General features: G+C 72.3%; 16 protein-coding genes. 7 read left to right on the forward strand and 9 right to left on the reverse strand.

Annotation, left to right across the window (positions count from 1 at the left end; translation table 11 throughout):
* Positions 1-4: 4 nt before the first annotated feature.
* From rnc to recG, 6 genes are all read right to left on the reverse strand, one after another.
* Positions 5-769 (reverse strand): ribonuclease III, encoded by a 765-nt coding sequence (rnc, locus tag RM446_RS21385; RefSeq protein WP_311547179.1) that lies wholly within the window; start codon positions 767-769, stop codon positions 5-7.
* A 492-nt stretch (positions 770-1,261) separates the two neighbouring features.
* Positions 1,262-1,435: a 50S ribosomal protein L32 gene (rpmF, locus tag RM446_RS21390; RefSeq protein ID WP_311547180.1), complete on the reverse strand. Its 174-nt coding sequence runs from the start codon at positions 1,433-1,435 to the stop codon at positions 1,262-1,264.
* Positions 1,436-1,578: 143 nt separating this feature from the next.
* A complete protein-coding gene (locus RM446_RS21395; protein WP_311547181.1) occupies positions 1,579-2,121 on the reverse strand; it encodes a YceD family protein in 543 nt (180 codons plus the stop codon).
* Between the two features lie 273 nt (positions 2,122-2,394).
* Complete coding sequence (coaD, locus tag RM446_RS21400) at positions 2,395-2,883, reverse strand: pantetheine-phosphate adenylyltransferase (RefSeq protein ID WP_311547182.1); 489 nt, start codon at positions 2,881-2,883, stop codon at positions 2,395-2,397.
* Positions 2,884-2,941: 58 nt separating this feature from the next.
* Complete coding sequence (gene rsmD, locus RM446_RS21405) at positions 2,942-3,532, reverse strand: 16S rRNA (guanine(966)-N(2))-methyltransferase RsmD (RefSeq protein ID WP_311547183.1); 591 nt, start codon at positions 3,530-3,532, stop codon at positions 2,942-2,944.
* 49 nt (positions 3,533-3,581) lie between these two features.
* Positions 3,582-5,798, reverse strand: a complete 2,217-nt coding sequence (recG, locus tag RM446_RS21410) for an ATP-dependent DNA helicase RecG (protein ID WP_311547184.1) — start codon at positions 5,796-5,798, stop codon at positions 3,582-3,584.
* Positions 5,799-6,194: 396 nt separating this feature from the next.
* Between recG and rpmB the strand changes: the two genes are divergently transcribed.
* Complete coding sequence (rpmB, locus tag RM446_RS21415; RefSeq protein ID WP_184636557.1) at positions 6,195-6,380, forward strand: 50S ribosomal protein L28; 186 nt, start codon at positions 6,195-6,197, stop codon at positions 6,378-6,380.
* Positions 6,381-6,525: 145 nt separating this feature from the next.
* Here the strand turns inward: rpmB and RM446_RS21420 are convergent, their stop codons facing one another.
* Positions 6,526-7,209 carry a cellulose binding domain-containing protein gene (locus RM446_RS21420; RefSeq protein WP_311547185.1) on the reverse strand — a complete coding sequence of 228 codons (684 nt, stop codon included), beginning with the start codon at positions 7,207-7,209 and terminating at the stop codon, positions 6,526-6,528.
* Between the two features lie 265 nt (positions 7,210-7,474).
* Positions 7,475-8,560, reverse strand: a complete 1,086-nt coding sequence (locus RM446_RS21425) for a thiamine-monophosphate kinase (RefSeq protein WP_311547186.1) — start codon at positions 8,558-8,560, stop codon at positions 7,475-7,477.
* A gap of 196 nt (positions 8,561-8,756) precedes the next feature.
* Between RM446_RS21425 and RM446_RS21430 the strand changes: the two genes are divergently transcribed.
* Positions 8,757-8,990 (forward strand): Lrp/AsnC family transcriptional regulator, encoded by a 234-nt coding sequence (locus RM446_RS21430; RefSeq protein WP_311547187.1) that lies wholly within the window; start codon positions 8,757-8,759, stop codon positions 8,988-8,990.
* 67 nt (positions 8,991-9,057) lie between these two features.
* The gene (locus RM446_RS21435) at positions 9,058-9,522 is read left to right on the forward strand and encodes a DUF3515 domain-containing protein (protein ID WP_311547188.1); all 465 of its coding nucleotides are present in this window, start codon (positions 9,058-9,060) and stop codon (positions 9,520-9,522) included.
* A gap of 142 nt (positions 9,523-9,664) precedes the next feature.
* On the opposite strand, the gene RM446_RS21440 is transcribed toward RM446_RS21435, so the two are convergent.
* Positions 9,665-10,360, reverse strand: coding sequence for a DUF3105 domain-containing protein (locus tag RM446_RS21440; RefSeq protein ID WP_311547189.1), 696 nt, complete (start codon positions 10,358-10,360; stop codon positions 9,665-9,667).
* A 114-nt stretch (positions 10,361-10,474) separates the two neighbouring features.
* Between RM446_RS21440 and RM446_RS21445 the strand changes: the two genes are divergently transcribed.
* From RM446_RS21445 to RM446_RS21460, 4 genes are all read left to right on the forward strand, one after another.
* Entirely contained in the window at positions 10,475-11,158 is a 684-nt protein-coding gene (locus RM446_RS21445; protein ID WP_311547190.1) for a DUF305 domain-containing protein, read from the forward strand.
* 179 nt (positions 11,159-11,337) lie between these two features.
* Positions 11,338-12,810: a cytochrome ubiquinol oxidase subunit I gene (locus RM446_RS21450; protein WP_311547191.1), complete on the forward strand. Its 1,473-nt coding sequence runs from the start codon at positions 11,338-11,340 to the stop codon at positions 12,808-12,810.
* A gap of 12 nt (positions 12,811-12,822) precedes the next feature.
* Positions 12,823-13,932: a cytochrome d ubiquinol oxidase subunit II gene (cydB, locus tag RM446_RS21455; RefSeq protein ID WP_311547192.1), complete on the forward strand. Its 1,110-nt coding sequence runs from the start codon at positions 12,823-12,825 to the stop codon at positions 13,930-13,932.
* 21 nt (positions 13,933-13,953) lie between these two features.
* The coding region (locus RM446_RS21460) for an ABC transporter transmembrane domain-containing protein (protein ID WP_311547193.1) at positions 13,954-15,363 on the forward strand (1,410 nt) is incomplete at its 3' end.

A 15,363-nucleotide genomic window follows, 5' to 3' on the forward strand; every position in this document is an offset into this window, starting at 1 on the left:
GGTCTCAGCCCTCGCCCGCCGCGTCGGCGGCGTCGGCGTCGATCGCCTCGGCCTTCTCCGCGCGCGCAGCGGAGGCGGCGCGGATGGCCTTCCAGGCCGATTCCGCCGCCTGCTGCTCGGCCTCCTTCTTGCTGCGCCCCTCGCCCATGCCGTAGTCCTCGCCCGCCACCCGCACGGTGGCACGGAAGGTCTTCTGGTGGTCGGGACCGCTCTCGTCGACGTGGTACTCGGGCACTCCGAGCAGCTCGGCGGCGGTGAGCTCCTGCAGGGAGGTCTTCCAGTCCAGCCCGGCGCCCAGCCCGGAGGCGGTGGCGATGAGCGGGTCGAACAGCCGGTGCACGAAGTCGGAGGCGACCTCCAGGCCGCGGTCCAAATAGACCGCGCCGATGATGGCCTCCAGGGTGTCGGCGAGGATCGAGGACTTGTCGCGCCCGCCGGTGCCCTCCTCGCCGCGGCCCAGCCGGATGTACTCGCCGATGCCCAGCCCGCGGGCGACGTCGGCCAGCGCGCGCATGTTCACCACGGCCGCGCGCAGCTTGGCCAGCTGGCCCTCGGGCAGGTCGGGGTGCTCGCGGAAGAGGGTGTCGGTCACGATCAGGCCGAGCACGGAGTCGCCGAGGAACTCCAGCCGCTCGTTCGTGGGCAGACCGCCCTTCTCGTAGGCGTAGGAGCGGTGCGTCAGCGCCCGCGCCAGCACCTTGGCGTCGATCTCGACGCCGATCGCCTGGTAGAACTCGCGGGCCTCGGCCGCGTTGAGTTGTGTGGCCACTCGACGTTCACACTCCTGATCGGGGCTCCCGGTGGCACAGATCGCGGCCTGAGCCGTGAGTTCAGCCACTCTGATCGAACGTGTGCGCTAGGTTCAAGATGTCGCGGCAGCCGAGCGGCGCACGGCAGGGACCGCCGTGCCGGCCGGTGGAGTCTTGGGGCCTCCCGGCCCGCGGGGCGGGAACCGGTGGAACCCGCGCGGCGGCGGTGATCCGGCCGGCGGTGGACACCGGTCAGGATCTCCCAGCCTGGGCTGCGGGAGGAGGCCAACTTCAGCTCCGCTAGCTCTGCGCTCGACTGAGCCGATCAGGGACGCTCGAGGGCGAGGTGAGCGTCGAGGAGGGGCGCTGCCCCTGCCCGGCGGCCACCACGGCCTCGGGATATGCCCGAACCGGCGCTTTCGGCTCCGATTTTCGCAGACCGGCGAGCCGAGACGACCGGACGGGGGTACGGCAGCGCCGTTCCCCGCCCGGTCGTATGTGGCCCGGAGCCCTCAGACGTCGAGGACCTGGCGGTTGTTGTAGGTGCCGCACGTCGGGCAGGCCGTGTGCGGGAGCTTGGGGTCGCGGCAGCGCGGGCAGTTGACCAGCGTCGGGCGCGAGGCCTTCCACTGGGAACGGCGCTTGCGGGTGTTGCTCCGCGACATCTTCCGCTTCGGGACAGCCACGTCAATCCTCCTGGGTCATCCCGCGCGGTCGCGGGAGCGTTACTGGCAGGGCGCGCCCCGTTTGCCCGGGGAGCGCCACGGTGCTCCGGCGGCCCTCCTCCGCCCGGGGGCGAACTGGAGGCGCTACCGCGGAGCGGGGCTCGTCATCGGTCGCCGAACTCCTCGCCGATGTCGCGCAGCGCCTCCCATCGGGGGTCGATGCGTTCGCCGTGGCCGTGCTCGGGCCCGGCCTCGGCGAGTTTCACCCCGCAGTCGGCGCACAGCCCGGGACAGTCCTCCCGGCACAGCGGCGACAGCGGCAGCGAGAGCACGACGGCGTCGCGCACCACTTGGTCGAGGTCGAGGAGCTCGCCCTCTAGATAGTAATCCTCTTCCTCGTCCTCGGTGTCCGAGTCCGCCGGTCCGAGGCCGTCCTCGCCGGGATAGCGGAACAGCTCCTGGAACGGGGCCTCGACGGTGGCGCCGACCGGGTCCAGGCACCGGGCGCACTCGGCCTCGTAGTCGACGCGCGCCTGCCCGGTGGCGAGGACCCCCTCCATCACGGCCTCAAGCCGCAACTGGAGTTCGATCGGCGCACCCTCGGGCACGCGCGCCATCGCCGTAGCGAGGTTCGCGGGTGCGGGCGCGGAGCGCTCGACGGTCCGCATGGAGCCGGGTTGGCGCCCCAGCGGCCGGGTGTCGACCACCAGAGGGGCCCGGGCGTCTAGACGTGACAGAGTGATCGCGCTTTCGGCAGTGCCGTCCCCGCGCGGCGGGTGCGGCGGTCGGTGGTCGTCGGACGACCTCTCGGACAGTTCGGACAACCTCGGTAGAGGAGGAGCGGCTGCGTCCGAGATGAGGGCGCAGCCGATCAGCCAGTATAGCTACGGCCGCAGACCCGGCCCAAATCCGGCGGAGGGGCCGCCTGCGCGGCCGCTGCCGCACCGTGATCGGGACGTCCGGTGATGGCGAGCGTGCCCTCAGGAGGAGTCGCGGTCCTTGTACTTGTCCCGCAGCCGCTGCTCGACGTCGGGCGTGACCAGGCTGCTCACGTCGCCGCCGTACTGCGCGATCTCGCGTACGAGGCTGGAGCTGAGGAACGAGTACTGCGGGTTGGCCGTCATGAACAGCGTCTCCACCCCGGCCAGGCGGTAGTTCATCTGGGCGATCTGCAGCTCGTAGTCGAAGTCGCTGACCGACCGCAGGCTGCGGATGATCGCGCCGATGCCGTTGTCGCGGCAGAAGTCGACCAGCAGGCCGTTGAACTGCGAGATCTGCACGTTTTCCAGGTTCGCGGTGCACTCGCGGAGCATGGCGAGCTTCTCCTCGACGCTGAACAGGCCGCGCTTGTTGACATTCGTCAGCACGGCCGCGACCACCTCGTCGTACTGCCGCGCGGCGCGCCCGATGATGTCGATGTGTCCGTTGGTGACCGGGTCGAAGGACCCGGGGCAGACGACGCGACGCACTGGCTCGTTCCTCTCGACGGACGATCCCTCGTTGTTCGCGGTGCACGGGCCGCGGTGCTCAGCGCGGACCGGTGCGGCTTGCTGCGCGACCGTACCAAAGCGCCGCCTCGCCGTACCGGCGGACCCGGTCCGGTGTGTACCCCTCGGGCCAGGCCAGGTCGGCGCCACGGCTGGCGCGCTCGACCACGACCAGCGCACCGGGGTGCAGCCAGGCGTGGTCGCGCAGCCCTTCCAGAACGGCCGCGACCTCGGCGTCGCCCAGTGCGTAGGGCGGATCGGCCACGGCGATGTCGTAGGCGCCATCGCGCGGTCCCTCCTCCAGCACCCGGCGCACGCGTCCGGCGGCCACGCGGGCGCCCGAAAGCCCCAGCGACGCGATGTTGGCGCGCAGCGTCGACACCGCCCTGCGGTCGGACTCCACCAGCAGGGCGTGCTCGGCGCCCCGGGAGAGCGCCTCCAGGCCGATCGCGCCCGAGCCAGCGTAGAGGTCGAGCACGCTCAGTCCGTCGAAGCCGCCCAGGTCCGACAGCGCCGAGGCGAACAGCGCCTCGCGGGCCCGGTCGCTGGTGGGCCGGGTGCCGTGTCCGCCGGGGACGGCGATGCGGCGCCCGCGGGCGGCGCCGGCGATGATGCGGGTCATGCCGGTCACGGTAGCGCGCGGGGCGCGGGCGCCACACCCGCCCGGTGCCGCCGCCGGCTCAGGTCTTCTCCAGGTACTCCGCACGCTCCTCGGTCAGCAGCGCCTCGAGGGCCTGGGCCAGCGGCGGGTGCCCGGCGAGCTCGGGATCCTCGTCGACGTAGCGGGCGGCTTCCTCGCGGGCGCGGCCGATCAGCTCCTCGTCGCGCAGCAGGGTGAGCATGCGCAGCGACGAGCGCCGTCCCGACTGGGCGCCGCCGAGCACATCGCCCTCGCGGCGCTGCTCCAGGTCGACCCGGGAGAGCTCGAAGCCGTCGGTGGTGGCGGCGACGGCGTCCAGGCGCTGACGTGCGGGCGAACCCTCCTCGGCTTCGGTGACCAGCAGGCACAGGCCGGGCAGCCCTCCCCGGCCCACGCGGCCGCGGAGTTGGTGCAGCTGCGAGACGCCGAAGCGGTCGGCGTCGGTGATCACCATGACCGTGGCGTTGGGCACGTCCACGCCGACCTCGATCACCGTTGTGGCCACGAGCACGTCGGTGCGCCCCTCGGCGAATCGGCGCATGGCGGCGTCCTTGTCCTCGGGCGAAAGGCGGCCGTGCAGCGGTTCGACGCAAAGCCCGGCGAGCGGACCGGCGGCGAGCTCGCTCGCGACCTCGGTCACGGCCAGCGGCGGGCGGCGCGCCTCGCCGCCCGGCGCCTCGGCGCCGTCGGCAGGTGCCGGGTCCTCGGCCCCGGCCTGGTCGCCGTCGCCGATGCGCGGGCAGACGACGTAGGTCTGGCGCCCCTCGGCGGCCTCCTCGCGGACGCGCTGCCAGGCACGCTCCAGGAAGCGGGGTTTCTCCAGCGCCGGGACGACGTGGGTGGACACCGGTGCGCGCCCGGCGGGCAGCTGATTCAGCGACACCGTGTCAAGATCGCCGTAGACGGTCATGGCGACGGTGCGGGGAATGGGGGTGGCGGTCATCACGAGTACGTGCGGACGCCCTTCCGCGGACTTCTCGCGCAGGGCGTCGCGCTGCTCGACGCCGAAGCGGTGCTGCTCGTCGACGACGATGAACCCGAGGTCGGCGAAGGAGACGTGCTCCTGCAGCAGCGCGTGGGTGCCCACGACGATCCCCGCCGCGCCCGACGCCGCGTCGAGCAGGCCCTCGCGGCGGGCGGCTGCGCCCTGGGATCCCGTGAGCAGGGCGACCCGGGTGGCGTTCTCGGCGCCGTCGAGCATGCCGGCCTGGGCGAGCGGGCCGAGCATCGCGGTGATGGAGCGGTGGTGCTGCTGGGCCAGGACCTCGGTGGGTGCGAGGAGGGCCGCCTGGCCGCCGGAGTCGACGACCTGGAGCATGGCCCGCAGGGCGACGAGCGTCTTGCCCGCGCCGACGTCGCCCTGCAGCAGCCGGTGCATGGGGTGCGTGGACGACAGCCCTTCGGCGACGGCGGCGCCGACCTCGCGCTGCCCCTCGGTGAGGTCGAAGGGCAGGGCCGCGTCGAAGGCCCCGAGCAGACCGCCGGTGCGGCCCGGCCGGGGCCGGGCGGCGACCTCGGCCGCCTCGCGGCGGCGCCGGGCCAGGGCGACCTGGAGCACGAAGGCCTCGTCCCACTTCAGGCGGATGCGGGCGCGGGGGATGTCCTCGGAGTCGGCGGGGCGGTGGATGCGCTCCAGCGCCTCGCGCAGGTCGAGCAGGCGGTGCCGGGAGCGCAGATCCGACGGCAGCGGGTCGGCCGGCCAGGAGTCGCCGATCTGGTCGAGCACCAGGCCCGCGCACCGGGCGATGGTCATCGACGGCAGGTCCTTGGTCGCCGCGTAAACGGGGATGGGGCGCTCGGCGAACTCGCGGGCGCGCCCGTCGTCGGCGGAGTCCTCGGGCAGGATCTCGTAGACGGGGTGGGCGAGCTGCTTCTTGCCGCGGTAGGTCGAGACGCGGCCGGCGAACATGCCCCGCCGCCCGGTGGCGAGCTCGCGCTGGTGGTAGCCGACCTTGGCGAAGAAGGCCAGGGTGAGCCGCCCCGTGCCGTCGGTGATGACCGCCTCGAGCAGGCTGCGGGGCTTGCCGCCGGGGCCGCGGCGCAGGTCGCGCTTGTGCACCGAGTGGACCTCGGCCACGACCGTGACCTGCTCCCCTTCGGCCAGCGAGGACAGGTCGGTCAGCTCGCCGCGCGTGGCGTAGCGGCGTGGGTAATAGCGCAGCAGGTCGCCGACGGTGTGCAGGCCGAGCTCGCCGGCGAGCTTCTTCGCGGCGGCGGCGCCCAGGGATGTCCGCAGCGGCTCGTCCCAGCTGGTCACTCGGGTCTCTCCCCTCGCCGACGGCGGTTCTCAGACGACCTCCATGTGCACGCTAGTGCGTTTCTACACCCCGGCGCCGACGTTGGCGGGCGTCCGCGCGCGACGGCGCGGTCCCCGCGGGCGGGGCGAGCCGGTATAGTGGTCGGCGGGCGTGCGGCGTCCGCGCCGGATCCCCGGCCGTGCCGCTCGCATCCGGGTCCGGGGCCTGCTCTCCGGCAACCCCGCTCCCGCGTGCGCGGTCAGCGTTCTGTGTTCCTTCCGGATTGGAAGTCGGCGCAGGTCGTCGTGTACGCTCCCACGGTTGGTGCGCCGCGCCAGCCTGCTCATCAGACCTCTCTCGGATTGCCCGCACCGTATCGGGGCGCGTGCGGATCCGAGCGCTTGAATGGAGTTACCGTGGCTTCCGTCTGCGACGTCTGCGGCAAGGGACCAGGGTTCGGTAACAGTGTTTCCCACTCGCACCGCCGCACCCGCCGCCGCTGGAACCCCAACATCCAGACCGTGCGCACGCGCGTGGGCGGCACGCCCAAGCGCATGCAGGTGTGCACCTCCTGCATCAAGGCCGGCAAGGTCGATCGCTGACCGCGGACCCGTTCCGCGCTCCACGGCGTCCATGAGCGCCACGGCATCGCGCCGTGGCGCTCTTCGGCGTGCGCTGGGGCGGTCGAAAAGCCCGGTGCGCCGCAAGGACTCCCCCGCCGCATAGACGCGCGGCCGCTGGCCCGGCTCAGTTCTGTGCCGAGTCGGCGCCGGCCCAGTCGCAGGGGCTGGCGTTGATCGAGCAGGAGACCGGATTCTGCGCCTGCCCCTCGGCGGTGAAGCTGACGGTCACCGACTCCCCCGGCCCCAGCCCGGCGGCACCCGCGGGCTCGCTCGCGACGATGCCGTTCTCCGTGGACCGCCACTCCGCGTCCGATACCGAGGTGACCTCGGCGTCGGCGAACTCCAGGGCGAGCTCCCAATCGTCGAGGACGGCGGAGCCGGTGTTGGTGACGGTGACCTCGCCGGTGAACCCGGTGGCCGAGGACTCGACGGCCTCGTAGGAGACGACGCTGACCATCTCCGCACGGGACCCGGCACCGGCGGAGGCCTCGGGGGCGGGCCCGGCGGTGCCGCCGCCGGGCGCGAGCGGCTCGCTCGTGCCGGGAACGGAGGGGTTGCTCTCCTGCGCCGTGGGGGGTTCGCTGAAGCGCAGGTAGATCTGGGTCGTGCTGTAGCCGAAGAGTGTGAGCGCGAGCGTGACTCCGGAGATCAGCAGCACGTTGAGCAGGCGCGGCGGCTGCACCCTCCGCGGCACGGTGCTGCCGAGGAAGTAGCCGACGGCGGCCACCTTGCCCTTTTCCGCGGGCTCGGAGCGGTGGGCGCCTCTCGGGGGCCGTTCGGCGAGCGGATCGCGGCGGTCGGCTCGCATGCGCTCGGAGATGTCCGGCCGCGGCTTCGGCGGATCCGCCCGGGACCGGTCGTCCCTTCCACGTGGCCGCACGGTGACCCCGTTCCGGTGCAGACTGAAGAAACAGGCAGAGCTTAGCGTGAGTTGGCCTTCGAAACCGACATCTTAACCCGGCGTCCGCGCCGGATGACATAATGTGCGCCGGTTCTGCCCCATTCGTTGTCTGAAGAGATGCATGTCGGCAAATGGGCGCTTCGAGCCCGACGGTCGACTGGCCGGAGGCGTGTCAGCGGAAGTGCTCCCAGCCCTGCGGCTCGGCGTCGGCGCCGTCGACGGTGACACGCGGCCCGCCGGCGCCGGGGGCCGTCACGGCCGCGACGGGGCGCCACTGCGGCGGCAGTTCGGTGTCGGGCGGGAACGCGGCGGCCAGGGCGTGGTCTTCGCCGCCGAAGAGCATGCGCTGCACCGCCGGGCGCCCGGGGCGGCCCAACCCGTCCAGCAGCGCCACCGCCTCGCTCAGCGCGGGCTCGGGCACCAGCGCCGCGGAGTCGACGTCCACGTCCACACCACTGGCGCGCGCGATGTGCCCGAGGTCCTGCACCAGCCCGTCGCTGACGTCCAGCATCGCCCGCGCGCCGAGATGCACGGCTTCGGGGCCGCGCGCGTAGGGCGGGCGCGGCCTGCGGTGCTCGCGCAGGCAGGCGAGCCAGCCGGGTGCGTCGTCCGGCCCGCCGGCCGCCGCGGCGGCCACCGCATCGGCGGTCTCGGCGCGGGCGCCGCCCGGCCGTGCCCGCTCGCCGAGCGCCCGCACGGCGTCCTCGGCTCCGGCGATCCCGGCCTCCAGCAGCGAGTAGCCGACCGAGGACAGCCCGAGGAACCCGGTGACGGCGACGACGTCGCCCGGTAGCGCGCCGTCGCGGAGCAGGGCGGGCAGCCCCTGCAGGTCGCCCAGAGCGGTGACTGCCACGGTGATCTCGCCGGCCGAGACGGTGTCGCCGCCGACCACGGCCGCCCCGGCGAAGGCGCATTCGGCGCGCAGTCCTTCGGCGAGGCCGTCGGCCCAGTCGACGGGCAGATCGGGCGGCGCGGCGAGGCCGACCAGCAGCGCGGTCGGGCGCGCGCCCATGGCGGCGATGTCGGCGAGGTTCTGCGCGGCGGCCTTGCGCCCCACGTCCTCGGCCGACGACCACTCGCGGCGGAAATGCCTGGTCTCGACCAGCAGATCGGTCGTGGCCACGACCCGCCGATCCGGGGCGGTCACGATTGCGGCATCATCGCCGGGACCGAGGATTACGTCGGCTGTTCGCGGGAATCTGGCCGTCACGCGTTCGATCACGCCGAATTCGCCCAGTTCCCCAATGGTGCTCCACACAGCTATCAGGGTACGGTGACGCCTCGGCACCAGTGGTCTAGACCCTGCTGGGCAGACGGGCGCGGCCGCGGTCGGCCGCGCTCCGGGCGGATTCGGCCGGCCGACGGCGCGGCGCACGAGCGCGAGACGACGGCGGATCGGACCGGCCGGCGGGACCGGCCCCGCCGGGGCGAGGGATGAGCAGACGGAGGATTCCATGGTGCAGGCGTACGTGTTGGTCCAGACCGAGGCGGGCCGGGCGGCCGACCTCGCCCGCGACATCGCCGCGATCGACGGGGTCACCCAGGCCGAGGACGTGACCGGCCCCTACGATGTGATCGTGCGGGCCGAGGCTGGCGACATCGATGCGCTGGGCCGCCTCGTCGTCGCGCGGATCCAGCGCCTCGACGGCATCGCCCGCACCCTGACCTGCCCGATCGTCAACATCTAAGGAGGCGGCCGGGCACGGGTCGCCTTGTAGGGATCGTCCAGCACACGACGGGGACCGGTGGCGAGACATGCGACGTGCCGCGACGGGGACCGCCGCTCTCTGCGCAGCGGGTGTACTCGCGAGCTGCTCGGCCGGCGCGGTGGAGATGCCGGCCCCCACGCCCGGACCGGCGGCCGAGCAAATGTGCCGCGCGCTCGTGGACCGCCTGCCCCAGACCCTGTTCGACCAGGATCGGGTCGGTGTCCGGCCCGAGACCCCCTACGCCACGGCATGGGGCGACCCGCCGATCGCGCTGCGCTGCGGCGTGGGCAGCCCGGCCGGGCTGCGACCCGACTCCCAGCTCACGGTGGTCAACGAGATCGCCTGGCTGCCCGGCTCGGCGGAGCGCCCCGAGCTGTTCACCGCGGTGGGGCGCGAGGCCTACGTCGAGATGACGGTTCCGGCCTCCTACGGCGCGCCCGCCGAGGGCCTGGTGAAAGTGAGCAACCTGATCAAGCAGGAGATACCGGCGCTTCCTCCCGGCGAACTCTGAACCGAGTGGCTGTCGGGAGCCGGCCGCGCACGCGACTGCACCCGGCACCGTCGATCTTGTAGCCATCGTCACCGGAAATCGTTTTCCTTCACGATGGCTACAAGATCGACAGAGTCCGGCCCCGGGGGCCGGATCCGGCCGGTCAGCGCTGCATGCCGCCGGTCAGCGCGTCGAGGCCGCCGGCCTCCTCCAACTCCTGCGCCGTGAGGTCGAGCCCTCCGGTGCAGGCCGCGCCCGGCTCGGGCACGTCCGGACTGCGCTCGAAGGCCCGCAGGAACCGGGTGATGCGTTCGTCGTCGGGCGACTTCGCCTCAATCCGGTTGCCCCAGGCGCTGGCCACGATCGGGGCGGGCATCTCCTTCTCGTCGTAAGGGCTGACGAGGACGTAGCTGCCCTGGCTGTAGAGGGACTCCAGCTTCTCGACCTTCCCCGCGGCCAGATCGGGGGAATAGGTGATCCAGACCGCGCCGTGCTCCAGTGAGTGCACCGCGTTCATGGAGGACAGTGGCGCGTCGTAGACTCCGCAGTTCTGCCAGACGGCGTGGTGGTCGCCGCCGGCGGGAGGGGTCTGCTTGTAGTCGACGGGGTCGGTGACGTGCTGGTTGGTCAGTCCCTCGAAGGTCTGCAGGTTCGCGATGTCGGACGCCTGGCCGGCGCCGCCCCCGCCCGCTCCGCGGTCGTAGGCGACCCAGATCCCGAACCCGACGAGTCCGGCGAAGAGCACTCCGGCCCCCGTGAAGGCGGTGAGGCGCACGATGCGCGACCGCCTTTCCTCGCGCTCGCGCTGTCGGCGCCGCTCCTCGGCCTTCCGGCGGCGTTCGGCTGCGTTTTTGGCCACTGTGCTTCTCCCGGATGGGTGGTCACGCGTCATGCACCGTTACGCTCAAAGCACGGTGCGCCATTGGCGAACGCGCGTATCGCCGGAAAGGTTCCCATAGGTGGCGAAAAGCATATGACAGAGACCGTGGACGAAGACACCTCGCAGGGCGGCGACGAGGCCGCCCCCGCCCGGCGTCGGCGCACGGTGCCGCTGCTGATCGCCGTCCCCCTGGTCGCCGCCGCGCTGATCGGCGGCTACCTGCTCGGACGGCCCGCATACCCCGTCGACAGCTCCGCCGACGCGGGGTTCCTGCGCGACATGAGCGTGCACCACTCACAGGCCGTGGACATGTCGCTGATCGTGCTGGAGGAGGCCGACGACCGGGTGCTGCGGACCCTGGCCACCGACATCCTGCGCACCCAGCAGGAGCAGATCGGCCGGATGCAGGGCTGGCTGGTGGAGTGGGGCCTGCCCGCACGCGGCACGCAGCCGTCGATGGCCTGGATGGAGGGCCACGGCCGACACGGCGGCGGCTCCGGCGGTGGCGGCGGTGAGGACTCGGGGCTGATGGCGGGCATGGCCACCGAAGCCGAGATGGACGAGCTTGCCGCGGCCGAGGGCGAGGAGGCCGAGGTCCTCTTCCTGCAGCTGATGATCGACCACCACGAGGGCGGAGTCGACATGGCGCAGGCGGAGGCCGACCTGGGCGGCGAGCAGATGGTCGTGGGCTTCGCACAGGGCATGGTCGAGGCCCAGAAGAGCGAGATCGAGCTGATGGAGCGCATGCTGCGCGACCGCGGCGTCGCGCCGGAGTAACCAGCGGAGCAGCCGGCGGCAGCGGTCCCGCCCCCGCATCCCGATCCCCGGACCCGCCCGCATTGCGGCGGGTCCGGGTGACGTGTCCCTCTCCGAACCCGGTCGACCTACGACGCCCCGTAGCACTACAGTTTGTAGTACTACGCGCCGTCTATTTACGGACCCACGGAGAGGCGGGCATGGACGCTCTGGATCTCGCACGGTGGCAGTTCGGCATCACGACCATCTACCACTTCCTGTTCGTGCCGCTGACGATCGGGCTGTCGGTGATCGTCGCCTCCCTGCAGACCGCCTGGCACCGCACCGGCAAGTACCGGTACCTGCGGGCCACGAAGTTCTTCGGCAAACTGTTCCTGATCAACTTCGCCATGGGCGTGGTCACCGGCATCGTGCAGGAGTTCCAGTTCGGGATGAACTGGAGCGAGTACTCCCGCTTCGTCGGCGACGTCTTCGGCGCCCCGCTGGCGATGGAGGCGCTGCTGGCGTTCTTCCTGGAGTCCACGTTCATCGGCCTGTGGATCTTCGGCTGGGACCGGCTGCCGCGCCGGGCCCACCTGGCCTGCATCTGGGCCGCGGCCGTCGGAACCAACCTGTCGGCCTACTTCATCCTCGCGGCCAACGCCTGGATGCGGCACCCGGTCGGCTTCGCCCGCGACGAGGAGACCGGCCGCGCCCAACTCACCGACATCTGGGCGGTGCTGGGCAACACCCAGGCTTGGTCCACCTACCTGCACGTGGTCTCCGCCGCGTTCATCACCGCGGGGATGTTCGTCGCCGCGGTCAGCGCCTACAAGCTCTGGACCTCCCGGCCGAGCGGAGCGGTCGCCACCGGCGGGGAGGACGCGGCCCCCGGCGCCGAAACCCCCGTGGGCCGCGAGCGGGAACTGTTCCGGACCACGCTTCGGACCGGCATGGTCGTCACCCTGATCGCGGGGGTGCTGGCGGTCTACTCCGGCGACCACCAGGCCAAGCTGGCGGCGGCCTATGAGCCGATGAAGCTGGCCGCGGCCGAGGCGCACTGGGAGACCGAGGAGGGCGCCTCCTTCTCGACCTTCGCCGTCGGCGACACCGACGAGCGGCTCAACGTCGTCGACGTCAACGTGCCGCACGTGCTCAGCTTCCTGGCCACCGGAAAGATCGACGGCACCGTCGAAGGCATGAACGACCTGCAAGAGCAGTACGAGCAGACCTACGGAGAAGGGAACTACGTCCCCAACGTCTTCATCCTGTACTGGTCGTTCCGGCTGATGATCGGCCTCGGGCTGTTCGGCGTCGCCGTCTCCGCGCTGGGCCTGTGGCTGACCCGGCGGCGGCGCCTGCCCCGGACCCGCTGGTTCTACTACGCGGCGGTCCTCGCGCTGCCCGCCGCCCTGGCAGCCAACATCCTGGGCTGGATCCTCACCGAGATGGGCCGCCAGCCCTGGACCGTGCACGGCGAACTGCTCACCGCCGCCAGCGTCTCCCCCGGTGTCGGCCTGGGCACCGTCGCGTTCTCGCTCGCGGCCTTCACCGGGATCTACGCCGTGCTAGCGGTGGTCGAGGCGGGGCTGCTGTGGCGCTACATCAAGGCCGGTCCCTCCCACGTGGTGCCCGACCGGGACGACGAGGACGAGCAGACCGCCGAAGCCCCCGTTCCGGCCTTCGTCTACTAGGAGCCGACGACCATGGAACTGCCCGACATCTGGTTCATCGCCATCGCGGTCCTGTGGACCGGCTACTTCGTCCTCGAAGGCTTCGACTTCGGCGTGGGCATCCTGCTGCCCCTCGTCGGCAGGGACGACACCGACCGGCGCGTCATGATCAACGCGATCGGCCCCGTCTGGGACGGCAACGAGGTGTGGCTGATCACCGCGGCCGGCGCGATGTTCGCCGCTTTTCCCGCCTGGTACGCCTCGGCTTTCAGCGGCTTCTACCTGCCGCTGCTGATCGTGCTGCTGGCGCTGATCGCGCGCGGCGTCGCCTTCGAGTACCGCGGCAAGGGCGACACCGACCGCTGGCGGGCCTGGTGGGACCGCGCGATCGTCTTCGGCAGCACGGCGCCGGCGGTTCTGTGGGGCGTGTTCTTCGCCAACCTCGTGCGCGGAGTGCCGATGGACGCCGACGGCATCGTGACCGCGGGGATCGCCGACCTGCTCACCCCCTACGCGCTGCTGGGCGGCCTGACCACGCTGTCGCTGTTCACCCTGCACGGCGCGGTGTTCCTGACCCTCAAGACCTCCGGACCGGTGCGGGTGCGCGCCCGCGCAGCCGCCCTCCGCTCGGCGGCGGTAGCGGTGCCGGCGGGCGCGGTGTTCCTGGCGTGGACGCAGTACTCCTACGGCGCCGCCTGGACGCTGCCGGTCGCCGCCGCGGCCGCGGCGGCACTGGCCGCCGGCGCGCTCCTGGCCGCGAACGGGCGCGAGGGCTGGTCGTTCACGGCGACGGCCGTCGCGATCGGCGCGGCGACCGCGACCCTGTTCGGCTCGCTGTACCCGGCGGTGCTGCCTTCGACCACCGGCGCGACCTTCGACCTGACGGTCGACAACGCGTCTTCGTCCCCCTACACGCTCACCGTCCTGTCGTGGGTCGCGGTGGTCTTCCTGCCGCTCGTCATGGCCTACCAGGCGTGGAGCTACTGGGTCTTCCGCAAACGGGTGACCCGGGAGCAGATCGCCCCCGCCCCCGCCTATGGTGGCCAGGAGCCGGCACACGCGGGCGCCGGGGAAGGCCCGACGGCGCCGGGTGGCGCGGCGGACGGCGGGACGCCGCCGGCGGCGCGCCCGACCGGCGACTGACGACCCGGGAGGACGTGGCCGATGAAGCCCCTCGATCCCCGCTTGGTGCGCACCGCGAGCGCCGTGCGGGTGCACCTGGCCGTCACCGTTGTCACCGGGGCCGCAGTGACCGGGCTGATCCTCGTCCAGGCGTGGCTGCTGGCGCGGGTGATCACGGGTGCTGCGTCGGACGCGGGCGCGGCCGACCTGGGCTGGGCGATCGGCGCGGTCGCCGCCGTGGCGGTGGCCCGCGCGGCCATGGCCTACGGCTCGGAGACCGCGGCGCTGCGTTCGGCGGCGAAGGCGAAGTCGCAGCTGCGCCGGCGGTTGGTGGCGCACGTGACCGGCACCGCCGTTGCGGACGGCGCCCGCGACGGCAGTGAGGACGACGACTCCCCGGAGCCCGCGCAGGGCTCGGGGGCGGAAGCGGTCTGGTTGTCAGGGCAGACCGGTTCCGACGCGGGGACGGGCACGCCACGCGCCGGTGAGCTGGTCACGCTCGCCACACGTGGCCTCGACGCGCTGGACGACTACTTCGCCCGGTATCTCCCGCAGCTGGCGCTGGCGGCGCTCGTCCCCGTCGCCGTCCTCGTCGTCGTGGCGAGTGCGGACTGGATCTCGGCGGCCGTCATCGCGGTGACGCTGCCGCTGATCCCGTTGTTCATGGCCCTGGTCGGTATGCACACGCAGGCGCGCACCCGTCGGCAGTGGCAGCTGCTCAACCGGCTCGGCGGCCACTTCCTGGACGTGGTGGAAGGGTTGCCGACCCTGGCGATCTTCCGCCGAGCCAAAGCGCAGGCCGCCATCATCCGCCGGATCACCGACGAGCACCGGCGCACCACCATGGCCACGCTGCGCGTGGCCTTCCTGTCGGCGTTCGTGCTGGAGTTGCTCTCGACCCTGGCTGTGGCCCTCGTGGCGGTCGAGATCGGTATCCGGCTGATGTACGGCATGCTCGACTACCAGACCGCGCTGCTCGTGCTGATCCTCGCGCCGGAGGCGTACCTGCCGCTGCGCGAGGTGGGCTCGCGGTTCCACGCGAGCATGGAGGGGGTAGCGGCGGCGGAGCAGGTGTTCACAGAGTTGGAGAGGCGACGAGCGAGCGGAGTGGACGGCGGCGCCTCCGAAGGCGACACCCGGCGTCCGCGCAGCAGAGCGAGAAGCCGAACCCTCCAAGACAACACCACGTTGGAGAGGCGACGAGCGAGCGGAGTGGACGGCGGCGCCTCCGAAGGCGACACCCGGCGTCCGCGCAGCAGAGCGAGAAGCCGAACCCTCCAAGACAACACCACGTTGGAGAGGCGACGAGCGAGCGGAGTGGACGACGGCGCCTCCGAAGGCGACACCCGGCGTCCGCGCAGCAGAGCGAGAAGCCGAACCCTCCAAGACAACACCACGTTGGAGAGGCGACGAGCGAGCGGAGCGGACGGCGCATCCGCTGAACACCCCAAG

It is taken from the genome of Streptomonospora wellingtoniae (assembly GCF_031845375.1).
In the GTDB taxonomy this organism is placed as follows: domain Bacteria; phylum Actinomycetota; class Actinomycetes; order Streptosporangiales; family Streptosporangiaceae; genus Streptomonospora; species Streptomonospora wellingtoniae.